The sequence below is a fragment of the Microbacterium sp. MDV22-iso44 genome (assembly GCF_058629135.1).
This window is the reverse complement of sequence record NZ_JBZVWS010000001.1, coordinates 1,316,954-1,339,513: the sequence shown is the minus strand read 5'-3', so window position 1 is coordinate 1,339,513 and position 22,560 is coordinate 1,316,954. Positions and strand designations below refer to the sequence as shown.

At 70.4% G+C, this 22,560-nt stretch carries 21 protein-coding genes; 14 read left to right on the top strand and 7 right to left on the bottom strand.

Annotation, left to right across the window (positions count from 1 at the left end; genetic code table 11):
* Window positions 1-16: 16 nt before the first annotated feature.
* Window positions 17-1,030: a non-homologous end-joining DNA ligase gene (gene ligD, locus AC4NN1_RS06565; RefSeq protein WP_336124597.1), complete on the top strand. Its 1,014-nt coding sequence runs from the start codon at window positions 17-19 to the stop codon at window positions 1,028-1,030.
* A gap of 6 nt (window positions 1,031-1,036) precedes the next feature.
* Here ligD and AC4NN1_RS06560 read toward each other — a convergent pair whose 3' ends face one another.
* Genes AC4NN1_RS06560 through AC4NN1_RS06545 form a run of 4 tightly spaced genes read right to left on the bottom strand, consistent with a single transcriptional unit; the run spans window position 1,037 to window position 5,299 of the window.
* Window positions 1,037-2,215 (bottom strand): AI-2E family transporter, encoded by a 1,179-nt coding sequence (locus AC4NN1_RS06560; RefSeq protein WP_018188901.1) that lies wholly within the window; start codon window positions 2,213-2,215, stop codon window positions 1,037-1,039.
* Window positions 2,216-2,259: 44 nt separating this feature from the next.
* Entirely contained in the window at window positions 2,260-3,300 is a 1,041-nt protein-coding gene (locus AC4NN1_RS06555; RefSeq protein WP_491954841.1) for an ATP-dependent DNA ligase, read from the bottom strand.
* A gap of 47 nt (window positions 3,301-3,347) precedes the next feature.
* Window positions 3,348-4,574 (bottom strand): acyl-CoA dehydrogenase family protein, encoded by a 1,227-nt coding sequence (locus AC4NN1_RS06550; protein WP_491954840.1) that lies wholly within the window; start codon window positions 4,572-4,574, stop codon window positions 3,348-3,350.
* Window positions 4,575-4,633: 59 nt separating this feature from the next.
* Entirely contained in the window at window positions 4,634-5,299 is a 666-nt protein-coding gene (locus tag AC4NN1_RS06545; RefSeq protein WP_336124591.1) for a TetR/AcrR family transcriptional regulator, read from the bottom strand.
* 74 nt (window positions 5,300-5,373) lie between these two features.
* On the opposite strand from AC4NN1_RS06545, the gene AC4NN1_RS06540 reads away from it, so the two are divergent.
* Entirely contained in the window at window positions 5,374-6,888 is a 1,515-nt protein-coding gene (locus AC4NN1_RS06540) for an FAD-dependent oxidoreductase (protein WP_491954839.1), read from the top strand.
* 1 nt (window position 6,889) lies between these two features.
* Here the strand turns inward: AC4NN1_RS06540 and AC4NN1_RS06535 are convergent, their stop codons facing one another.
* The gene (locus AC4NN1_RS06535; protein WP_491954838.1) at window positions 6,890-8,326 is read right to left on the bottom strand and encodes a histidine-type phosphatase; all 1,437 of its coding nucleotides are present in this window, start codon (window positions 8,324-8,326) and stop codon (window positions 6,890-6,892) included.
* A gap of 132 nt (window positions 8,327-8,458) precedes the next feature.
* Window positions 8,459-8,959, bottom strand: a complete 501-nt coding sequence (locus tag AC4NN1_RS06530; RefSeq protein ID WP_311869757.1) for a small multidrug efflux protein — start codon at window positions 8,957-8,959, stop codon at window positions 8,459-8,461.
* Window positions 8,960-9,111: 152 nt separating this feature from the next.
* On the opposite strand from AC4NN1_RS06530, the gene AC4NN1_RS06525 reads away from it, so the two are divergent.
* From AC4NN1_RS06525 to sucD, 5 genes are all read left to right on the top strand, one after another.
* The gene (locus tag AC4NN1_RS06525; RefSeq protein WP_491954837.1) at window positions 9,112-10,323 is read left to right on the top strand and encodes a sensor histidine kinase; all 1,212 of its coding nucleotides are present in this window, start codon (window positions 9,112-9,114) and stop codon (window positions 10,321-10,323) included.
* On the top strand, window positions 10,320-10,922 hold the full coding sequence (locus AC4NN1_RS06520; protein ID WP_018188894.1) for a response regulator transcription factor: 603 nt from the start codon (window positions 10,320-10,322) through the stop codon (window positions 10,920-10,922). Before AC4NN1_RS06525 ends, AC4NN1_RS06520 begins: the two co-directional genes overlap by 4 nt.
* A gap of 3 nt (window positions 10,923-10,925) precedes the next feature.
* Window positions 10,926-11,705 (top strand): phosphotransferase, encoded by a 780-nt coding sequence (locus AC4NN1_RS06515; RefSeq protein ID WP_491954836.1) that lies wholly within the window; start codon window positions 10,926-10,928, stop codon window positions 11,703-11,705.
* Window positions 11,706-11,840: 135 nt separating this feature from the next.
* Complete coding sequence (gene sucC, locus AC4NN1_RS06510) at window positions 11,841-13,007, top strand: ADP-forming succinate--CoA ligase subunit beta (protein WP_020096637.1); 1,167 nt, start codon at window positions 11,841-11,843, stop codon at window positions 13,005-13,007.
* Between the two features lie 37 nt (window positions 13,008-13,044).
* Entirely contained in the window at window positions 13,045-13,947 is a 903-nt protein-coding gene (gene sucD, locus AC4NN1_RS06505; protein ID WP_018188891.1) for a succinate--CoA ligase subunit alpha, read from the top strand.
* 145 nt (window positions 13,948-14,092) lie between these two features.
* Here the strand turns inward: sucD and AC4NN1_RS06500 are convergent, their stop codons facing one another.
* The gene (locus tag AC4NN1_RS06500) at window positions 14,093-15,520 is read right to left on the bottom strand and encodes an NCS2 family permease (RefSeq protein ID WP_020096639.1); all 1,428 of its coding nucleotides are present in this window, start codon (window positions 15,518-15,520) and stop codon (window positions 14,093-14,095) included.
* Window positions 15,521-15,629: 109 nt separating this feature from the next.
* On the opposite strand from AC4NN1_RS06500, the gene AC4NN1_RS06495 reads away from it, so the two are divergent.
* The 7 genes from AC4NN1_RS06495 (at window position 15,630) to AC4NN1_RS06465 (ending at window position 22,495) form a co-directional block, all read left to right on the top strand.
* Window positions 15,630-16,973 (top strand): cell division protein PerM, encoded by a 1,344-nt coding sequence (locus AC4NN1_RS06495; RefSeq protein WP_491954835.1) that lies wholly within the window; start codon window positions 15,630-15,632, stop codon window positions 16,971-16,973.
* A 4-nt stretch (window positions 16,974-16,977) separates the two neighbouring features.
* The gene (gene purN / locus AC4NN1_RS06490; protein ID WP_020096641.1) at window positions 16,978-17,559 is read left to right on the top strand and encodes a phosphoribosylglycinamide formyltransferase; all 582 of its coding nucleotides are present in this window, start codon (window positions 16,978-16,980) and stop codon (window positions 17,557-17,559) included.
* Between the two features lie 55 nt (window positions 17,560-17,614).
* Complete coding sequence (gene purH / locus AC4NN1_RS06485) at window positions 17,615-19,222, top strand: bifunctional phosphoribosylaminoimidazolecarboxamide formyltransferase/IMP cyclohydrolase (protein WP_018188887.1); 1,608 nt, start codon at window positions 17,615-17,617, stop codon at window positions 19,220-19,222.
* A 103-nt stretch (window positions 19,223-19,325) separates the two neighbouring features.
* Complete coding sequence (locus AC4NN1_RS06480; RefSeq protein ID WP_491954834.1) at window positions 19,326-20,030, top strand: WXG100-like domain-containing protein; 705 nt, start codon at window positions 19,326-19,328, stop codon at window positions 20,028-20,030.
* Between the two features lie 91 nt (window positions 20,031-20,121).
* Window positions 20,122-20,820, top strand: a complete 699-nt coding sequence (locus AC4NN1_RS06475; protein ID WP_491954833.1) for a hypothetical protein — start codon at window positions 20,122-20,124, stop codon at window positions 20,818-20,820.
* On the top strand, window positions 20,817-21,923 hold the full coding sequence (locus AC4NN1_RS06470) for a hypothetical protein (RefSeq protein ID WP_491954832.1): 1,107 nt from the start codon (window positions 20,817-20,819) through the stop codon (window positions 21,921-21,923). The genes AC4NN1_RS06475 and AC4NN1_RS06470 overlap by 4 nt, the downstream gene beginning before the upstream one ends.
* A complete protein-coding gene (locus AC4NN1_RS06465; protein ID WP_491954831.1) occupies window positions 21,920-22,495 on the top strand; it encodes a hypothetical protein in 576 nt (191 codons plus the stop codon). The genes AC4NN1_RS06470 and AC4NN1_RS06465 overlap by 4 nt, the downstream gene beginning before the upstream one ends.
* The last annotated feature ends 65 nt before the right edge of the window (window positions 22,496-22,560 follow it).

Genomic DNA, 22,560 nt, shown 5'->3' with positions numbered 1-22,560 from the left:
CCCCTAGGGTGGGCGCATGGCGTCGGAGCGGATCACCCTGCAATTGCCGGGAGGCAGAGAGCTCTCGCTCTCGAGCCCCAACCGCGTCGTGTTCCCCGAGCCCGGGATCACCAAGCACGAGCTCGCCGAGTACGTCCTCGCCGTCGCCGACCCGTTCCTGCGCGCCAACGGTCACCGGCCCGTCTCGCTCGAGCGGTTCCCCGCGACAGTCGACGGCGAAAGCTTCTTCTCGAAGAACCCGCCCAAGGGCACGCCCGACTACGTCGACGAGGTCGTCTGCACGTACAACAGCGGCCGGCGGCATCCCCAGGTCGTCCTGAACGAGGCCGCCGCGATCGTGTGGGCAGTGCAGATGAACACGGTCGTCTTCCATCCGTGGGCGTCTCTCGCCGCCGACACCGACAACCCCGTCGAGCTGCGCATCGACCTCGACCCTCAGCCCGGCACGGACTTCACGGATGCCGCTGCGGTCGCGCCCGCGCTGCGAGAGGTCCTCCGCGAGGCGGGGCTGGAGTCGTGGCTCAAAACGAGCGGCAATCGCGGCATCCATGTCTTCTGCCCGATCGAGCCGTCGCACGAGTTCCTCGACGTGCGGCACGCGGTGATCGCCGCGGGACGCGAGCTCGAGCGACGGATGCCGGACAAGGTCACCACGAACTGGTGGAAGGAAGAGCGCGGTGAGCGCATCTTCATCGACTTCAACCAGGCGAACCGGGACCGCACGATGGCCGGCGCCTACAGTCCGCGGGCACTTCCGGGCGCGACGGTCGCCACCCCGATCACGTGGGACGAACTCGCCGACGGCGTCGACCCCGCCGCGTTCACGGTGCGGACGGTGCCGGATCGACTCGCGACGATCGGCGACCCCTGGGAGCAGCTGCAAGCCGTCCCGGGACGCATCGACACACTGCTGGAGTGGTGGCAGCGCGACCTCGACGCAGGCCTCGGCGAACTGCCGTTCCCGCCGGAGTTCCCCAAGATGCCGGGGGAGCCGCCGCGAGTGCAGCCGTCGAGGGCGAAGAAGGACTGACCGCGGTCAGCCGGCCGTGACGGTGTCGACCTTCTCCTCGACGGGCGGACGGCGTCGAGCCCAGCGGGCGGGCGTATTCGGTCCGTCCCACACCTGGATGATGCCCCAGGCCGCCGCCGTGAGGGGAACCGCGAGGATCGCGCCGACGATGCCGCCGAGGACGGTGCCGATCGTCAGGGCGATCAGCACCGCGAACGCGTGCAGCTTCATCGACCGACCCATGAGGAACGGTTGCAGGAAGTTGCCTTCGAGCTGATTGACCGCCACGACGATCACGACCACCCAGATCGCCGCGACCAGACCGTTCGTCACGAGGGCGACCAACGCAGCCAGGATGCCCGCGACGGTCGCGCCCACGATGGGGATGAACGCCAGCACGAACACGAGGGCGCCGAGCGGGAGGGCGAGCGGGATCTGCAGGATGAGCAGACCGATCGTGATGCCGATCGCGTCCACGGCCGCCACGGCCGCGGTGCCACGGAGGTAGGCCCCGAAGGTCTGGACGGCTTTGTGGCCGACGCGCACGGCGCGGTCGTAGTTCGATCCGCGGAACGGGCGGATGAGGAACTCCCACAGATTCGGGCCGTCCTTCAGGAAGAAGAACAGCGTCACGATCATGAGGACGAGCCCCGTCAGGAAGTTCGCGACCGCGCTCACGCCGGCCAGGGCGCCTGAACCGAACTGTGCGCTGGTGAGGAAGTCGGTCGCTGTGCCGACCCACTCGTCGATCTGCTTCTGGTCGATGTCGAACGGCAGGGATTCCGCCCACGTGAGCACGCTCTGGAACCCGTCCTGCGCCTTCGTGGAGAGGTCGTCGAACTGATCGCGGACGGCGTTGACCACGAGCCAGCCGATTCCGCCCAGCACGACGACGAACGCCAGCAGCGTCAGGATGGTCGCGAACACGGAGGGGACGCCGTGGCGGCGCTGCCATGCCATGAGCGGCGCGGCGGCCGAGGCGATGATGAGCGCGAGCAGGACCGGGATCACGACGACGGTGAGTTGCAGCATCCCGAGGATGAGGGCCGTCACGATGACGGCGACGATGATCACCTGCAACGACCGGGTCGCGAGGGTGCCGAAGCCGTCGGACCACATGCTCGCGGGCTTGCCCGTCGCGGCCATGCGGACGGGCCGTCCGTCGTCGAGACGCACCGAGCGGGGAGATGACGAGAAGAGGCCCATGCTGCGACCCTACCGATCCGCCTTTCCGGGCGAGGCCCCTTGACTCAGTCGAGCACGTCGGCCAGGTCGTAGGCCGACACGGTCTCGAGCTGGTCGAAGGTGCAGGACGCGGCATCCCGGTCCGGACGCCATCGCTGGAACTGCACCGTGTGCCGGAACCGGTCGCCCTCGAGCTGGTCGTAGGCGACCTCGAGGACCCGCTCGGGGCGGAGGCGCACGAACGAGGTGTCCTTTGAGGCGGTGAACCGGGAGCGGTCCGACTGCCCCGTGACCGCGTCGCCGTCGTCGCCCCGGACGACCAGCGGCGCGAGCTCGTCGATCAGTTCGAGTCGCCGCGCGTTGCTCCACGCGGCGACCCCGCCGACCTGGCGGAGGTTCCCGTCGTCGTCGTGGAGGCCGACCAGGAGCGACCCGACGCCCTGGCCGCTCTTGTGGACGCGGTAGCCCACCGCCACGACGTCGGCGGTCCGCGCGTGCTTGATCTTGAACATCGTGCGCTTCCCCGGGGCGTAGGGGAGGGCGAGCGGTTTGGCGACGACGCCGTCGAGCCCGGCCCCCTCGAACTCGGCGAGCCACTGCTCGGCGAGGGCGGCATCGGTCGTCGTCCGGGTCAGATGGATCGGATGCGGCACATCGCGCAGCAGGTCCTCGAGCTGTGCGCGCCGCTCGGAGAAGGGCTCGTCGCGCAGGTCGCGATCGCCCCGCGCGAGCAGGTCGAACGCCACGAACATCGCGGGGGTGGTCTCGCTCAGGAGGGCGACGCGGGATGCCGCGGGGTGGATGCGCTGCGACAGCTGCTCCCACTGCAGCCGCTGCGACCCGGGCTCGCCGTCGGCGACGACGATCTCACCGTCGAGCAGGCACGGTTCGGGCACGAGACGCGAGATCGCGTCGACCAGCTCGGGGAAGTACCGGGTGAGGGGCTTCGACCCGCGGGAACCGATCTCGACCTCCGAGCCGTCCCACCCGATCAGCGCGCGGAACCCGTCCCACTTCGGTTCGTACAGCAGCCCGCCGGCCGTCTTGGCCGGATCGGGGACGGCGGGGACGGATTTCGCGAGCATCGGCGCGGGGATCTCGTACATGCGCCCATCCTGCCCGCCGGTCAGGCGCTGCGGAACGGGCTTGCGGGTCAGGCGAACGCGCTGACGCCGGTGATGTCCCGCCCGAGCAGGAGGGCCTGCACCGACTCGGTCCCCTCGTACGTGTGGATCGCCTCGATGTCGGCCATGTGCTGCATGACGCCGTTCTCGAGCAGGATGCCGTTGCCGCCCAGCATGTCGCGCGCGGTCGCCGCGACGCGGCGCGCGGCGCGGGTGTTGTGGAACTTCGCCAGCGACGCCTGCGTCGGGCGCAGCCCGCCGGATGCCTCGAGGTCGGCCAGGCGACGGCAGTACAGCTGCATCGCGGTCAGGTCCTCGAGCATGTGCGCGAGGCGCTCCTGCACCATCTGGAAGCGGGCGAGCGGTTTGCCGAACTGCACGCGCTGCTGCGCGTACTGCAGCGCCGCCTCGTAGCAGGCGGTCGCGTGGCCGAGCGCCGACCACGCGACACCGGAACGGGTCGCGTAGAGGACGGTCGAGGCATCCTTGAAGGTCCGCGTCCCCGGCAGGACCGCGTCGGTGGGAACCCGCACGTCGTCGAGGGCGATGTGGGCCTGGTGGATGCCGCGCAACGACGCCTTGCCGCCGATGACGGTGCCGGTGTAGCCGGGGCGGTCCTGCTCGACGAGGAAGCAGCGGACGTTGCCGTGGTGCTCGTCGCCCTCGTCGTCGACGCGGGCCCAGAGGAAGGTGATGCCGCCGGAGGCGCCGTTGCCGATCCACTTCTTGGCCCCGCGCAGCACCCACTCGTCGCCGTCGCGGCGCGCGACGGTCTCGAGCGAGACCGAGTCCGAGCCGTGGTCCGGCTCGGTGAGGGCGAACGCGGCCGGGACCTCGAAACGGGCGACCGGGGTCAGCCAGCGCTCCTGCTGGGCGTCGCCGCCGAAGAGGGCGAGGGTCCGCAGTGCCAGCCCGCCCTGGACGGCGAGGACGGTGCCGAGCGACCCGTCGCCGCGCGAGATCTCCATGTTCACGAGGCCTGCGGCCAGGGGGGAGAAGCGCGTGAGTCGCGGGTGGTCGATGCCGTCGTTCAGCAGGTCGAGCTCTCCGAAGCGTCGGGCGATGTCGAGCGGGTACTCCGCGGCGTCCCACGCCTCCCGCATCCGGTCGCCGACCTCGTCCACGAAGCCCTGCGTCCGCTGCCACACGTCGCGGTCGGCGTCGGGGATGTCGGAGAAGACGGCGTAGTAGTCGGTGTCGAGCCGGCCGAGCACGTCGTAGCGGCCGGACGCGCCGCCGGGCAGGTCAGAGGTCATCGCGCCAGGATACGCCCGGTTGGGATTCAGTTCCACTCCACGTGGAACGCCGTTCCAGGCTAGTCGCGCAGGGCGCCGAGCCGACGGGCGACCTCGGCGGGCGGCATCCGCCGGGGGAAGGTCGCCACGACGATGTCGTCGTCGGCGGCGGGTTCCGGGTCGGGGTGCACGCCGAAGCGGCGCAGCAGTTCGTCGTAGGCGGTCTCGAGGACGGCGGCGGGCACCCGCGTGGAGCCGCGCAGCAGGCGGCGCAGCACGTGGTTGTGCACCGCGGTCACGGCGGCGGCGAACGCCACCGCGTCGACGGGATCGAGCCCCGGGACCGAGCGGCGCAGGTACTCGTCGAAGGCGCGCTCGTAGCGGAAGACCGTCACGATCTCGCGGTCGCGCAGCGACGGCACCTGGCGTACGACCGCGTATCGACGGCGAGCGACCTCGGGATCGGACGCGAAGTGGCGGTAGATCTGCACCGATGCCTCGCACACCGCCGCCCACGGGTTCTCGTGCGTTTCCGAGAGGTAGGCCCGCAGTCGATCGAGGAGCAGCTCGTGGTCGGCGAAGACGACGTCGTCCTTGCCGCCGAACTGCCGGAAGAACGTCGACCGCGACACCCCCGCGGACTGGGCGATCTGCTCGACCGAGGTCTGCTCGTAGCCGTGCTCCGCGAACAGCGCGAGCGCGGCGGCCACCACTGTGCTGCCCGTGGGACGGAGGTCGTCGGCCATGGAGGGAAGCCTAATGCGAAGGCCGTCCTGTCAAGGCCTGTGCCTGATCCGGCCGGCGCGCCTTGACTCACCCCATGTCCTCCCTGTGGAAGCAGCACCCGACCGAGTCCGCCGACACCCCGTTCGAGCCCGGGGCACGTCACGACGTCGTCGTGATCGGCGCGGGGCTCACCGGCCTCGCCACGGCCTACGAACTGGCGCGGACCGGGGTCGACGTCGCCCTCCTCGAACGCGGCGGCATCGGCGAGCTCGCCTCGGGATCGAACACCGGCAAGGTGTCGCTCCTGCAGGGGACGACGCTCTCGACGCTGCGGTCGGGGCACCCGGCATCCCTCGTCCGCGCCTACGTCGACGCCAACCGCGACGGCTTCGCGTGGATGACGGACACCGCAGAGCACCTCGGCGTGCCGCTCACCTCGCGCACCGCCTACACCTACGCCCAGGCCGGCGAGGGGCGGCGTTCCGTCGCGCAGGAGTACGAGGCGGCCCGCGAGGCGGGGCTCGCCGTACGCTTCGTCGGCGAGGACGAGCTGCGCGCCGCAGCCGTGCCCATGGCGGCAGCCGTCGCGCTCGACGGCCAGCGCGCGGTCGACCCGATGCGGATGCTCGCAGCGCTCGCCGACGCGTTCGTCGCCGCCGGCGGCACGCTGCATCTGGGCGTCGAGGTCAGCGGCGTCAAGGTCTTCCCCGAGCCGCGCGTCGAGACCGATCGGGGGCCGATCTTCGCGTCGCGGGTCGTGGCGGCCACCGGCATCCCGATCCTCGACCGCGGCCTCTACTGGGCGAAGGTGAGCGGGATGCGGTCGGCCTGCGTCTCGTTCACCCTCACCGCGCCGCTGCCTGATGGCATGTACCTCTCAGCCGACGAGCCCACGCGCTCGGTGCGCACGGTCCTCCCCGAGGACGGTCCGGCCGATGTCGCCCAGATCGTCGTCGGAGGCGCGGGGCACCCCGTCGGGCGGGCCGAGTCGGAGCGCGCGATGCTCGACGAACTGTCGCGCTGGGCGCAGCAGACGCTGCCCGTGGGGGAGGAGACCCACCGCTGGTCGGCGCAGGACTACACCTCGCACAACCGCATCCCCTTCATCGGTACGATGCCCCGGACGCTCGGGCGCGTGCGTTTCGCGACGGGCTATGCGAAGTGGGGACTCACGAACGCGCCGGCGGCCGCGCTGCGCATCGTCAGCGAGCTGCGCGGCGAGAAGATGAGCGAACGTCCGCGGTGGATGACGCAGATCGGCACACGTCTCACGATGCCCGCCGACATCGCGCAGGGAGCGGCGGAGAACGCGAAGGTCGGCCTCGCCGCCGCGAAGGGGTGGGCGGGTGCCGAAGCGCAGGCCGTGCCGGTGCCGCAGCCTGCCGAGGGGGAGGGCGTCGTCGCGCAGCGCGCGGGACGGCCCGTCGCCATCTCGACCACCGACGGCGAGACGCGCGCCGTGAGCGCCGTCTGCCCGCACCTCGGCGGGATCCTCGAGTGGAACGACCTCGAGTGCACGTGGGACTGTCCGCTGCACGCGTCGCGCTTCACGGCATCCGGAGAACGCATCGAAGGCCCCGCGACCAGAGGCCTCCGGCCGGTCGACTGAATCAGCCCGCGCGCGGCGCGACGGGTGTCGCGTCGGCGGGGAGTGCCGCCGTCAGACAGCGGCGCACCTCTGTCGCGTCGTAGAAGAACGATCCCCGCGCGATGGGCCGACAGCCCGCACGGAACGGGATCTCCTTCTCGTTGTAGAGCATGCGGACGATCGCGCGGCCCTTGGCGTTCCGGAAGACGTCCCACTGCACGTTCGCCGCCATGGGGGTGACGGTCTCGCCCCGCCAGGCGTTCGTGGGATAGGTGTAGGGGTGCGTGGCGGTGACCTGCTGCGTCGAGCCCGGAAGGCCGATCAATGCCGCGAACGGGATGATCGTCTCGGCGTGGGCGAAGCGGAAGGTGGCGGCCGTGGGTGAACCGGTCAGCCGTGCGTCCATCGAGTCGAGGAAGTCGTCGAGCAGCGGGGTGGCCATCTTGTACGTGATGTCGTTGCCGCGAAATGCCGGCCCCTTCGAGTAGAAGTCCTCCGCGTCGAGCAGATAGGCGAACCATTTCGCTTCGCTGCCGGTGATGTAGCGCGTGAAGTCCACCGAGACCTCGTCGGTCATGTCGGGCGCGATGATGTACAGGTTGTAGAGCATCATCGCCGCATCGACCTCGTCGTCGACGGTGGTGTCGCCGTCGCCGCCGTCCACGAAGTGGTACCGCCCCTCGGCGAGGCGGTCCACGAAGGCGCGGGTGTAGATCCGCTCCAGCGTGTGCCGAGCCACCGTGTGGCTGCGCGGCTGGTCGGTGATCGCATCGACGGTGGCCGTGACCTTCGGCCCGTCCTCGTAGGCCTGGTAGTCGGCGTTCGCGGCCGACTTGTGGAAATAGAGGGTGTCGGGGTCCTTCTGGATGTCGGCGGGCAGATGCGCGGCAATGCGCGGGTCCGCCATCTCGAGCCCCTGCGCGAAGGCCTTGCCCGAGGCGGTCGCACGCGCCTCGCCGGAGCTTTCGAGGGCGACGGTGTCGGACCCTGCGTCGATTCGAGCGAACAGCGAGGGCAGCCGTTCGACGACGCGCTCGCCGATGCCCCGGTGCTGCTCGGCGCCCTGGCCGGTGAGGTTGCCGTAACCGAGCTTCTGATTGGCGGCCGTGAGTTTCTCGACCTCGGGACCGAGCGTCCTGCCGAGACGGGTGAGGGCGCCCTCCGCGCGCGCCTTCTCCCAGACCTGCATCGTCAGCGAGTCGTACTTGAAGCTCGACAGTGCGCGTGATCCGTGTCGTGCGACGGATTCCGTGTACACGGGGGTGAACCCGGCGGGCACGCGGGTGAGGTCGGCGGGGTCCTCCTGTGGCGTGTAGGGCGTCTTGCTGCTGTAGTACGCCCGGCCCGGCGTGCCATGGCCGGCGCCTGGGTGGGGCAGCAGCGCGCACCCGCAGGCGGCGATCGCGAAGGCCAGCGACATCGAGACCACGGTGGACAGGCGGCGGAGGGGAAGACGCATGCGTTCCTCACAGGTGACGCGTCGCGCGGGGGAGGGGTGGCGCGGCGAAGCGGATCGGGTGCCCGCGATGGTAGGCGCGTGCGGTGACCGGACGGTGTCGCGTCCGTGAACCGTCGGAGCCGGCGGACCGGCTCAGGATGCCGCGGCGATGACGCCCGTGATGATGAGGGTCACGACGGTCGTCCACAGCACGATCGCCGTGCCCTGCCAGAACAGCACCGTCCGGGTCGGCACGCCCGTCCCCTTGAGCGCCGCCGCCGTGAACTGGGTCGGCAGGATGAGGGGACCGAGGAGGCTGACGCCGGGCGTCCCGTAGCGGTGGTACGCCTTCTGGAACTTCTCCGAGCGCGCCGACGGCGTCTTCTCGGGTGCCCCCGCGCGGGAGGTCACGGCCGTGCGGACGCGGGCGGTCGCGAGGACGACGATCGCGACGCAGAGGAAGTTGCCCGCGGCGCCGGCGACGGCGGCGACGACGGGATGGATGCCGCCGACGATCCCGATCGCCGCGGCGCCCTCGCCCTCGATGAAGGGGACCGCACCGGCGAGGGCCACGACGAGCGGCTGCACGAGGTCGGGCATCTGCGCCACCAGGTCCTGGAAGCCGGCGACGAGGTCGGAGACGGGGTTCGACATGGTGTCCTCTCGGAGTCGGCGACCGGATCTCGTATCGCCGTGACCCCAGTCCACCGTCCCGGGCCGGAGCGCGGCAGTGCCGCCCCGTCACCTTCCTGCGGGAGGTTCGACGGGCCGAGGGGTGACATTCGTCATGGTCGTACTGTGGCCGTGTGACCACGCCCGACCCGACCCCGACGCGGACCGCCGCGTCGCTCGCGCGAGGCGTGACGGCGACCGGGTGGTACATCGCCACGTCGATGGTCTTCTTCCTCCTCGGCACCGTCGTCGTGTGGGGGCTCGTCGTCCTCGTCGCCCGCGAGGGATGGCGGAGCCCCGTCGCTCTCGTCGCCTACGTCGGTGCGGCGGTGATCGTCGTGACCTGCACGATCCTGCTCCTCACGCGCTATCGCAGGGACGGCGACCTCGACGACGGCGACCGCCCGTCCTGGCGGCGCCGGTTCCTCTCGCTCCCGGTCGTCGCGGCGGTCCTCGCCTCGGCCGTCCTCGGCGTCGTGGCCGGGTCGCCGCTGCTCGGCGCCGCGCTGGTCGGCGCCACCCTCTGCCTCGTCCGCTGGGGCCCCGGCATCCGGTGGCGCGGTGTCGTGCTGCTCGAAGTCGCCCTCGTCGTGCTCTGGCTGCTCGAGCAGGCCGGGCCGATGCCTCGGAGCGACGCGTTCGTGCTCGTGTTCTTTTCCGTCGCGCTCCCGATGACGCAGGCGCTGTCGCTCTGGTCGTGGGACGTCGTCCTCGAGCTCGACAGCGCACGCCGCACCGAAGCCCGCCTCGCCGCCGTGCAGGAGCGGCTGCGGCTCGCCGGCGAACTCCACGATCTGCAGGGGCACCACCTGCAGGTCATCGCACTGCAGCTCGAACTCGCCGAGCGCATGATCCACCGCGATCCGGATGCCGCCGCCCGCCAGATCGCGCTGGCGCGGACATCCGTCGACGAGGCCCGCGACGGCACGCGCGCGCTCGCCGGACGCTTTCGTGGCGTGCCACTGCCCGACGAGCTCGCGAACGCGGCCGACCTGTTGCGCGCCGCCGGGCTGACGGTCACGCTCGACGTCGCGGCAGACGCGGCATCCGCTCCCGCCGATCTGTTGGGACCCGTGATCCGAGAGTGCACGACGAACGTGCTCAAGCACGGCGGTGGGACCTGGGCGTGGCTCGGGCTCGAGCGGGTCGGCGACGTGTGGCGTCTGACGATGGCGAACGACCCCGGGGCGGGGTCGACGATCGGGTCGGGCGCGGGGCTCGAGGGCATCGCGCACCGGGTCGGCGTGGCCGGCGGTGACGTCGCATCGCGTCGGGGCGACGATCGGTTCGACGTCGTCGTCACGGTTCCGGCCGAGGTGGCATCGGTGAGGGAGGGGACAGGATGATCCGGGTGCTCATCGCCGACGACGAGGACATGATCCGGACGGCTCTGGCGACGCTCCTCGCGCTCGAGGAGGACCTCGAGGTCGTCGCCGAGTGCGCCGACGGCGAGACGGCCGTCTCCCGTGCGCTCGAACTGCGCCCGGACGTCTGCCTGCTCGATCTCGAGATGCCCGGGATCGACGGGGTCGAGGCGGCCGCTCGTATCCGCCAGCGGATCCCTGCCCGTTGCGTCGTCGTCACCCGGCACGCACGTCCCGGAGTCCTGCGGCGCGCCCTCAGCGCCGGCGTCGACGGCTTCGTGCCGAAGTCCCGTCCCGCCGGCGACGTCGCCGCCGTGATCCGCGAGGTCGCCGCCGGGCGCCGCTACGTCGACCCCGAGATCGCCGCGGATGCGCTCAGCGACGAGCGCTCGCCGCTGACCGACCGCGAGCTCGACGTCCTGCGCGCCGGAGCCCGCGGCGAGACGATCGCCGACATCGCGGCATCCCTCCATCTGTCCTCTGGGACGGTCCGCAACCACGTGTCGTCGATCCTCGGCAAGCTCGGGCTCGCGACACGGCAGCAGGCGGCGATCACGGCGCGCGAACGCGGCTGGATCTGACGGATGCCGCACGAGGACGCACCGCACGAGGAAGCACCGCACGAAGAAGCACTGTCCGGCGGCAACGCGAGCGGTGCCGTCGTCCGGATCGGCGACACCGTCCGCAAGCCCTGGACGGCGTCGACGGCGAGCGTCACGGCATACGTCCGCGCACTCCGCGACGCCGGGATCGATGCGCCCGAGCCGCGGGGACGCGACGAGGGGGGACGCCAGGTGATCGAGTTCGTCCCCGGCGAGCTCGCGATCGAGCGGGGGCCGATGCCGCCGGACGACCTCCACAGCGTGGGGATGATGGTGCGCGCGATCCACGATGCGAGCGCCGCCTACGTCGTCCCCGCGGGGAGCGTGTGGCAGAGCGCGATCGCTGCCCCGGGGGCCGAGCTCGTCTGCCACAACGACCTCGCACCGTGGAATCTCGTGCAGGGGGAGCGGTGGGTGTTCATCGACTGGGATGCCGCAGCCCCCAGCACCCGGCTGTGGGACCTCGCGTACGCCGCGCAGTCCTTCGCGCTCAACGACACCTCGGTGCCGCCGGACGACGCCGCCCGGGGATTGGCTGCCCTCGTGGACGGGTACGGCGCCGGTACCGCGCTGCGTCACGGGCTGCCGGAGGCGATGGTCGAGCGCACGGCGGCCATGCACGAGCTCCTCCGCCGTTCCCACGGGACCGGAACGGAGCCGTGGTCGTCGATGTTCGTGCAGGGGCACGGGGACCACTGGCGGAGGGTCACCGCGTACGTCGAGCGCCATCGCGAGATCTGGGCGAGGGTGCTGCGGGAGTGAGCCCGACCCTGCCGAACGAGGGGATCGGAGCGCGGGGCACTCAGGCGCGGGTAGTAGGCTTTTCGACCGGGCGATCTCTCGACATCGAGATAATTCCGCGCCCGTAACCCCGCCGTCGCCCAGCGAAGGATTGCAGTGGACCTTTACGAGTACCAGGCACGAGACCTGTTCGAGAAGTACGAGGTGCCGGTGCTCGCCGGCATCATCGCCGACACCCCTGAGGAGGCGAAGGCGGCTGCCGAGAAGATCGGCGGCGTGGTCGTCGTCAAGGCTCAGGTCAAGACCGGAGGTCGCGGCAAGGCCGGCGGCGTCAAGGTCGCCAAGACCCCCGACGAGGCCTACGCGGCAGCCGAGGCCATCCTCGGCCTCGACATCAAGGGCCACGTCGTCCAGCGCGTCATGGTCGCCCAGGGCGCCGACATCGCCGAGGAGTTCTACTTCTCGGTGCTGCTCGACCGCTCGAACCGCTCCTACCTGAGCCTCTGCTCAGTCGAGGGCGGCATGGAGATCGAGGAGCTCGCCGTCGAGCGCCCCGAGGCGCTCGCGCGCGTCGAGGTCGACCCGCTGCAGGGCATCGACAAGGCCAAGGCCGTCGAGATCGCGAAGGCCGCGAACTTCCCCGAGGACCTCGTCGAGAAGGTCTCGGATGTGTTCGTCAAGCTCTACGACGTCTACAAGGGCGAGGGTGCGACCCTCGTCGAGGTGAACCCGCTCGTCCGCACGGGCGCCGGCGATATCGTCGCCCTGGACGGCAAGGTCTCGCTCGACGAGAACGCCAGCGAGGTCCGCCACCCCGAGCACGAAGAGCTCGAGGACAAGGGTGCCGCAGACCCGCTCGAGGCGAAGGCGAAGGCATCCGGCCTCAACTACGTCAAGCTCGACGGCCAGGTCGGCATCATCGGCAACGGCGCAGGGCTCGTCATGTCGACCCTCGACGTCGTCGCCTACGCCGGCGAGAACCACGGCGGCGTCACGCCCGCCAACTTCCTCGACATCGGTGGCGGCGCGAACGCGCAGGTCATGGCGTCGGGGCTCGACGTCATCCTCGGCGACGAGCAGGTCAAGAGCGTCTTCGTCAACGTCTTCGGCGGCATCACGTCGTGCGTCGCCGTCGCCGAAGGCATCGTGAAGGCCCTCGAGATCCTCGGCGACGCGGCCACCAAGCCGCTCGTCGTCCGCCTCGACGGCAACCAGGTCGACGAGGGTCGTGCGATCCTCGCCGAGGCCAATCACCCGCTCGTCACGCTCGCCGCCGGTATGGACGAGGGCGCCGACAAGGCCGCCGAGCTGGCGAACGCCTGAGCCGCGCGAAGACTACCGAGACACAGGGACAACAGACATGTCTATCTACCTCAACAAGGACTCCAAGGTCATCGTCCAGGGCATCACCGGCGGTGAGGGCACCAAGCACACCGCCCTCATGCTGAAGGCCGGGACGAACGTCGTCGGCGGCGTCAACGCCCGCAAGGCCGGCACGACCGTCACCCACGAGAAGCCGCACGAGGGCGAGGTCGAACTCCCCGTCTTCGGCTCGGTCGCCGAGGCCATCGAGAAGACCGGCGCTGACGTCTCCATCGCGTTCGTGCCGCCGGCCTTCACGAAGGACGCCATGATCGAGGCGATCGACGCCGAGATCCCGCTGCTCGTCGTCATCACCGAGGGCGTCCCCGTCGGCGACACCGCCGAGGCCTGGGCCTACGCCAAGAGCAAGGGCAACAAGACCCGCATCATCGGTCCGAACTGCCCCGGCATCATCACCCCCGGTGAGGCGCTCGTCGGCATCACGCCCGCGAACATCACCGGCAAGGGACCGATCGGCCTCGTGTCGAAGTCGGGTACCCTGACGTACCAGATGATGTTCGAGCTCCGTGACCTCGGCTTCTCGACCGCCATCGGCATCGGCGGCGACCCGGTCATCGGCACGACGCACATCGACGCCCTTGAGGCGTTCGAGGCCGACCCCGAGACCAAGGCCATCGTCATGATCGGCGAGATCGGCGGCGACGCCGAAGAGCGCGCGGCCGACTACATCAAGGCGCACGTGACGAAGCCGGTCGTCGGCTACGTCGCCGGCTTCACCGCTCCCGAGGGCAAGACCATGGGCCACGCCGGCGCCATCGTCTCGGGCTCGGCGGGTACCGCGCAGGCCAAGAAGGAGGCCCTCGAGGCCGCCGGCGTCAAGGTCGGGAAGACCCCGTCCGAGACCGCCGACCTGATGCGCGCCATCATCGAGGCGCTCTAAGCCAGACAGAGCGAAGGGGCGGATGCTGCGGCATCCCGCCCCTTCGTCGTCCCCGGAACCCCCTCGCAACGACCGAGGTCCCGATCCGGCCGGGAATGCGCGAGGCATAACCGGCCCGATCGGGACCTCGGGGCAGCGAACACGGTCAGGCGCCGATGAGCGCTTCGATCGGGCCGCGCGCGAAGTAGATCACGAAGCCGGCTGCGACGATCCACAGCAGCCAGTGGACCTGCTTGGCCTTGCGGGCGAAGACGTTCACGACGACCCAGCTGATGAAGCCCGCCCCGATGCCGTTGGCGATCGAGTAGGTCAGCGGCATGACGGTCGCGGTGAGGAACACCGGCAGCAGGACGCTGAAGTCCGACAGGTCGATGTTCTTGATCTGCGCGAGCATGAGCGCACCGACGAGCACGAGCGCCGCCGCGGCGACGTAGCCGGGGACGATCGAGGTGAGCGGCGTGAAGAACATCGCCAGCAGGAACAGCACACCCGTCACGACGTTCGCGAGCCCGGTGCGCGCTCCCTCGCCGATGCCCGAGCCGGACTCGACGAACACGGTCGCCGACGACGACGAGGTCGCACCACCGGCGATCGCGCCCACGCCCTCGACGATCAGCGCCGACTTGATACGCGGGAAGTCGCCCTTGTCGTTCGCGAGACCCGACTCCTTCGCGAGGCCCGTCATGGTCCCCATCGCGTCGAAGAAGTTCGAGAACACGAGCGTGAAGACGATCATGACGACCGACACGATCCCGATCTTGGCCCAGTCGAAGCCGAAGTCGATCTTGCCGACGAGCTCGAAGTTGGGCAGGGCGACGATCTTCAGCCCGTCGAGCTTGAGGCCCAGCGCCGTCGGCCAGATCGCGTTGACGATGTAGCTGATGACCGTGCCGCCGACGAGGCCGATCAGCAGCGCACCCTTGACGCGGAGGGCCATCAGGATGCCGGAGAGGAAGAGCGTGACGACGAACATGACGGTGCTGATCGTCGTGATCGAGCCGCCCACGCCGAGGTCGAGCGGGGGAGAGGCGTTGCCCGTCGCGGTGACGAAGCCGGCGTTGACGAAGCCGATGAAGGCGATGAACAGGCCGATGCCGACCGTGATCGCGAGCTTCAGCTGGACGGGGACGGCATCGAAGATCATCTTCCGCAGGCCCGTCGCGGCCAGCAGCACGATGATCAGACCGTTGATGACGACGAGCGCCATGGCCTCGCCCCACGTGACCTGGCCGACGACCGAGAAGGCGAGGAAGGCGTTGATCCCGAGCCCCGCCGCGAACGCGAACGGCAGGCGCGTGACGAGACCGAAGAGGATCGTCATGACACCGGCGGTCAGGGCGGTCGAGGTCGCGACGGCGGTGCCGTCGAGGACCGTGCCGGCGACGTCGGGAGTCGACAGGATGATCGGGTTGAGGATGACGATGTAGGCCATCGTCACGAAGGTGACGATGCCGCCGCGGACCTCCGTGCCGACGGTCGAGCCGCGGCCGGTGATGTCGAAGTAGCGGTCGAGGAACGAGGGGGATGCCGGGGCTGCGGCACCGCGGGACGCGCGGGATGTCGTGCTGTTCACCCTCCGAGGGTAGTGGGTCGCCGGGGCACCCGCTGAGGGCGGCCGATCGCTCGTGCCTCCGGTGCGGGAGCCGGGCGCCCGGGCGGACCGCGGGTAAGGTCGGTTCGTTGTGAATCGCCTCCTCGTCTCCCTCCTCGCCGCCGTCGACGCCCTCGTGACCGTCGCGGTCGGTGTCGGCGTCGTCCTCGCGCCGGTGACCCTCGTCTGGGTGTTCGGAGTGAGTGGGGATGCCGACTGGGCGGCGCTCTGGCCGGCGGCCGCCACGATCTGGCAGCTCGGCCACTTCGCGCCCGTCGCGGTGTCGCTTCCGGCGGAGCTCGTCGCCCTCGGCGGCCTGCCCTCGCGCGCTGCCGACTTCACCGTGTCGCTCGCACCGACGCTGCTCGCCGTCTTCACCGCGATCTCGGCGTGGCGCTCCGGCAGTCGTGCCGCGCGGTCCGGGGCATGGCTGACGGGCGTCGCCGCAGGAACGGTCGCCGTCGCGGTGCTCTCGACGATCATCGCGCTCACCGGGCGGACCGGTGTCGCCGCGGTCGATCTCGGCGCAGCGGTCGCCGGGCCCACGCTCGTCTTCGCCGTCCCCGCTCTGCTCGGCGCGCTGGTCCGGGCATGGAGCGAGGGCGACGACGGCATCGTCGACGCCGTCAGCGAGCGCCTTCCCGACGACGTCCAGAACGCGGTGGATGCCGGTGCCCGCGGCATCGTGATGGCGGCGGCCGGCATCGTGGGGCTCGGCGCCCTCGTGCTCGCCGTCCTCTTCTTCGTCCGCGGCGGCGAGGTGATCTCGCTCACCCAGGCGGCCCAGGTCGATCTGCCCGGTGTGATCGTCCTCGCCCTCGGGAGCCTCTTCTATCTGCCCACCCTCGTCGTGTGGTTCGCCGGGTTCGCCGTCGGTCCCGGATTCGCGATCGGCAGCGGCACGGCGGTGTCACCGGCCGCCACCAGCCTGGGAGTCGTGCCGGGCATCCCCGTGCTCGGCGTCATCCCCGACTCGACCTCGCCCTGGCTCCTGCTCCTGGCGCTGGCGGTCGTCGGACTGGGCGTCGTCGCCGGGTCCGTCGCACGCGCCTCGCTGCTGGTCGGATCGACGGCGGATGCCGAGCCCCTCCGCCCGCGCCTGGTCGCCCTCGGTGTCACGGTCGTCGGGACCGGGCTCGTCGTCGGGGTGTTCGCCGGAGCCGCGCGCGGCTCGATCGGCCCCGGCCGGCTCGCCGAGGTCGGACCCGAACCGTGGCTCGTCGCCCTCGTCGCCGCGGTCGAGGTCGGAGTGGGTGCTGCCGTCATGCTGCTCTCGCCGCGCGGTGCGGATTCCGATCGGCCGGCTGCGGCATCGGTCCCGCGCGACGCGCCCGCGGTGTCCACGCCCGCGACGCCGACGTCGACGGCGCAGACGCGTCGTGAGCCCGCCGGGGCGGTCTCGCCCGACGAGTTCCCCACCGCCCCGCTAGACTGACCCGGTGCTCACGGTCGCCGTTCTCATCTCGGGCACGGGATCCAATCTGCGTGCTCTCCTGGACGCCGCGAGCGAGCCCGACTTCCCCGCCCGCGTGATCGTCGTCGGAGCCGACCGGCAGGCCGACGGCTTTGCCCACGCCGAGGCCTACGGCATACCGACGTTCATGGTCCCGTTCCAGGAGTTCGACAGTCGCGAGGCGTGGGGCGACGAACTGCTCGCACACCTCGGCGTGTGGAAGCCCGACCTCGTCGTGCTGAGCGGCCTCATGCGACTGTTGCCGGCCGCCGTCGTCGCCGCGTGGGCTCCTCGGCTCATCAACACCCACCCCGCGTACCTGCCGGAGTTCCCCGGCGCCCACGGCGTCCGCGATGCGCTCGCCGCGGGAGCGTCGCAGACCGGTGCAAGCGTCATCGTCGTGGACGACGGCGTCGACACAGGTCCGATCCTCGCGCAGGAGCGGGTCCCGGTGCTCCCGGACGACACCGAGCACACTCTGCACGAGCGCATCAAGCCGGTGGAGCGGCGCCTGCTCATCGACGTCGTCCGTCGCATCGCGACCGGCGAACTCGCCCTTACCTCCTGACCCGCACCACCCCCTGAACCGACACCCGAACGCCCCCGACTCGAGGAGTTCCCGCATGGCCGGCCCGCAGATCGACCCGTCCCTCTACCGCGCACGCGACGTCGTGCCCGTCCGTCGCGCGCTCGTCTCGGTGAGCGACAAGACCGGGCTGCTCGAGCTCGGTCAGGCTCTCGCAGCCGCCGATGTCGAGATCGTCTCGACGGGCGGGTCGGCAGCGCTCCTGCGCGACGCCGGCATCGCCGTCAAGGACGTGTCCGAGGTCACCGGCTTCCCCGAGTCGCTCGATGGACGCGTCAAGACGCTGCACCCCAGCGTGCACGCGGGGCTCCTGGCCGACCTCCGCCTGGAGGACCACGAGAGCCAGCTGGGCGAGCTCGGCATCCTGCCCTTCGAGCTCGTCGTCGTGAACCTGTACCCCTTCGTCGAGACGGTCGCCTCGGGCGCCCAGGGCGATGCCGTCGTCGAGCAGATCGACATCGGCGGCCCCGCGATGGTGCGCGCCTCGGCGAAGAACTACGCCAACGTCGCGATCGCCGTCTCGCCCGAGTCGTACCCCGCGATCGTCGATGCCCTCGGGCAGGGCGGCACGACCCTCGCGCAGCGCCGCGAGCTCGCCGCCCGCGCGTTCGCGCACACGGCAGCGTACGATCGCGCGGTCGCGACCTGGTTCGCCGAGGAGACGCTCGACGCCGAGGGCGACCTGCCGCAGCACCTGACGATCAAGGCCGAGCGCCTGGCGACCCTCCGTTACGGCGAGAACTCGCACCAGCGCGCCGCGATCTACTCGCGCGTCGGCGGTCACGGCATCGCGCAGGCGACGCAGCTGCAGGGCAAGGAGATGTCCTACAACAACTACGTCGACGCGGATGCCGCGCTCCGTGCCGCGTTCGACCTCGTCAAGCCGGCGGTCGCCATCATCAAGCACGCGAACCCGTGCGGCATCGCGATCGGCGCGCCCCAGGCGCTCGACCCGATCGCCTCCGCGCACCTGCGCGCGCACGAGTGTGACCCCGTGTCGGCTTTCGGTGGCGTCATCGCCGCCAACCGCACCGTCACGCTCAAGATGGCCGAGAACCTCCGCGACATCTTCACCGAGGTCATCGTCGCGCCCGACTTCGAGCCCGAGGCGCTCGAGGTGTTCCGGCTGAAGAAGAACCTCCGGGTCCTGCAGCTCCCCGCCGACTGGCGTCAGGAGCCCATGGACGTCCGCCTCGTCTCGGGCGGCCTCCTGCTGCAGGATGCCGACCGCTTCCCGAACGAGATCGAATCGCTCGTGGACTCGTGGCAGCTCGTCTCGGGGGAGCGCCCCGCGGACAGCGAGCTGGAGAACCTCTCGTTCGCGTGGAAGAGCTGCCGCGCCGTGAAATCCAACGCGATCGTGCTCGCCAAGAACTCGGCGACGGTCGGGATCGGCATGGGGCAGGTCAACCGCGTCGACTCGTGCCGCCTGGCCGTGGAGCGTGCGGGCGAGCGTGCCGCCGGGTCGGTCGCGGCATCCGATGCGTTCTTCCCGTTCGCCGACGGACCGCAGGTTCTGCTGGATGCCGGCATCACGACGATCATCCAGCCGGGCGGATCCGTGCGCGACCAGGAGGTCATCGACGCCGCGCAGGCCGCCGGCGTGACGATGTACTTCACGGGCGAGCGGCACTTCTTCCACTGAGCGGGTCGGTTGGCCACGAATCATAGCGGGTGAGGGGGAGGGCAGTTCTCCCCATCGAAATCGATCGCTCTGATCACCTACTCTCTTGGCGGGAGGTTCCGCTATGGGAATGATGTTGCCGAACGAGCTGATCTGGGTGATGGAGAAGCTCGGGTTCGATTGGCCCGACATCGACGAGGACGAACTGCGCCGCGGCGGCCAGATCATCTCGACGTTCCGGGACGAGCTCGAGAACAAGATCCAGGTGATGGACCGCAAGGTCAACACCGACATCGCCGGCGCTATGCGCGGTCAGGCGGGCCCGGCCTACGTCAGCGCCTGGAACACGAACCGTTCCCAGAACCTCCAGAAGCTCATGGACATCCTCGGGCCCGTCCCGCCGGGTGTCGAGATCGCGGCCGGCGGCGTCACCGCGCTCAAGATCAAGGTCATAGCCGACGTGACCTCCACGATGATCACCCTCGTCGCCATGCTGACGAACCCCGTGACCGCCGTCGGCGCCGGCCCCATGCTCCTCATCAAGAAGAAGCTGCTGAACGCGGCCGTCGACATCGCGGTGGAGCAGGTGCTCAACCAGGTCCTGCCGATGGTCATCGAGCCGCTGGCGAACGAACTCCCGGGCGTCATCATGGCGGCGCTCGACTCGCCGATCGTCGAAGCGGTCGCCGGCGACCCCGACGAGTTCTACGCCGACCTTCAGGCGCTCGAATCCGCTCAGGGCGAGATGGAGCAGCACGCGGCCGACGTCGAGGGTCTCACCGACCGGCTCATGTCCGACCTCGCGAGCCTGAACATCGGAGGCGATTGACAGTGCCGGATTCGGTGACCTCGCATTCCGAGCCGGATGCAGCCGTGCACAGACGACTGGCGATGAACGATTCGACGGGATTGAACAGATCATGAAGATGGGCGAAGTCATCCGTCCGCTGAAGGACTCGCTGGACGGTGTGCCGGTGCACGTCCGGCAGCTGTCGGATATGTTCCGCAAGCACGGGCAGAAGCAGAACCGCAACACCAGTCGGGTCGACGACCTCGACGCGACGAACGTTCCCGAACCGCTGCGCGACGGCTGGAAGAAGGATTCCTGGCACACCCCGGACCGCGTGGTCGGTTCGGGTAAGCCGAACCGCCCCTATCCGGCGGAGTACCTCGACGCGGACTACATCCAGCAGCACCTGCAGCGCTTCGAGGGCGGTGCGACCCGGTTCTACCGGACCGAGAGCCTGAACAATTACGGCCCCGGCAACCAGGGCACGACGTTCGTCTTCCCGACCTCCGAGATCGACAACATCATCACGCAGGCGGACGGCGACCCGAAGAAGCTCGGCGTCATGCTCGGCCTCGGCGAGAACTTCTTCGTCGACGCCGACGGTAAAGCGGTCGACATTACCCGCGCGGACTTCAACTACGACGAGATCGTCAACGGCAACCTCCGGATGCCGCGCGGAAACGAGGCGGGCGCGAACGAGGCGTGGATCCCGGGTGGTTATCTGCCTGAAGGCATCCCCGAGGCGGTGCTGAGCACCCACCCCGACGCCGTCAAGGGCGACCCGTCCGCCGGCGGGACGTGGGGCACGTACACGCCGTTCGGGCTGTGAGCGTTACGGCCGCCTCCGGCGACGTCCGCTACCCCCGTCGGTTCGAGATCTTCCGGTTGGAAGCGCTGGGCGACGCCCCGTTCTTCACCGACGAGGACGCACGGGAGGAGTACGACCAGGGCCGTCGGCTCGCCGTGACGGATGCCGGCTCCCCGCCGACCTGGTACCTCGACATCCTGCCGGGGCAGCAGCGGTTCACGGTCACCTTCTACTCGTCCTACAAGACCCCCATCCGCGAGGTCGTGTGGGAGGCGACGGCCGGCCGCCTTCTCCGGCGACGCGCGCTCGACCTCTTCTACCCCGAAGGGGACCCGAAGCGTCGAGTCCCGTACTCGCAGCTCCTGACGGTCGATCAGCACGGGTACGCCGACGGGGTCGCGCGCATCGAGCGGTCATCGCCGATCGACGCGGATGTGTTCGCGGAGATCACCGTGAGTGAGCAGGAGCGTATCGACGTCCCCGAGTTCGGTGCGTGGTCGGCGCTGATCGCGGCATCCGCTCCGTCCGATGTGAGCCGCTTCGATCTGGACGCGATCGATGCCGCGGAGGAGTACGTGCGGGCCGCGATCGCCGCCGGTGAACCTCTCGCCGTTCCCGGCCGGTGGAGTCTCCCCGCTTCCGCGTCGACGGTCCTGGGCACCGTGACCGCTCTCACCGCCTTCGAGCCGACGCCGTCGCTCGTGCCGGTCATCGAGCGCGACGCGGCGAAGATCCTCCCGGTGTTCGTGCAGGGGGCATCCCCACGGCAGTCGGGCCTCGACGCCCGCGAGGAGCAGCGGCGCGTCGACGACCTGGCGTCCGACCTCGCCGGCGCGCTCGAGTATGCGGCGGGACGGCCGATCGCCTTCCCGCTCGACCAGCGGGGCGACGGCCCGGTCGCGGAGTACGCGGCATCCCTTCGTGACGCGAATACGCGAACCGCCCAGTGGTGGACGCTGAACGAGACAGGTGTCGTGGTCGTGCGTTCGGGCGACGAGGATGCCGGTGACCTGGCGCTCGCCGTCCATCTGGTCCCGGCGAGGTGGGTCTCGGGCCGGAGCGGGACGCCGACAGGGCGCGCGCCGATCGATCTTCGCTGGTCGCGGGCGGAGATCGCCGGGTGACCGCCGCCCCGTTGGGAGGAAGCGGGTGGATCACCGGACACCCGCGCGTGGCCGCCGGCGTGGCGGTTGACGGTGACGGCGTCCTGATGACGGGCGAGCGCATCGTCGGCGCCGCCGAGGAGCTTCTCGTTCGTCCTGGAGCGGAGCTCGAGGAGGGGGAACTGCTCCCGGGAGTGCCCGTGATCCGTCGAGGGGAAGCATGGATCATCCCGCTGTCGTGGCAGCCGCCCGCGGCCAGTGCCCCTGGCAGCGCCCTGCGACGCCGCTCCGAGGACCTGCGTTCGAGCATCCGATCGGCATGCGAGTTCCGCTACGGTTTCGGGATCGTCGCGGACCTCGAGAAAGCTCCTCCCGCCAACCCCTACCTCCGAGAGCTCCGACGTCAGGGAGCGCGGTTCGCCGGGTGGTGGGCGACGGAGGGCAAGGCTCTCGTCCTCGTCGTGCACGGTGCCCCCGTTCCCGAGCCCGTGTCGGCTGCCGCCCTGCACGTCGTTCCGCTGGGCTGGGTCTCCGACGCGCGGCCCGCACGGCGGGTGCCGGAGGTCGATGTCGGATGGAGCGGGCCCTTCTAGACGGGCAGCCGGTTGATACGCAAGACCTATGTGCTCTCCAACGGGCGTGGTTAGCATCTTCAGCA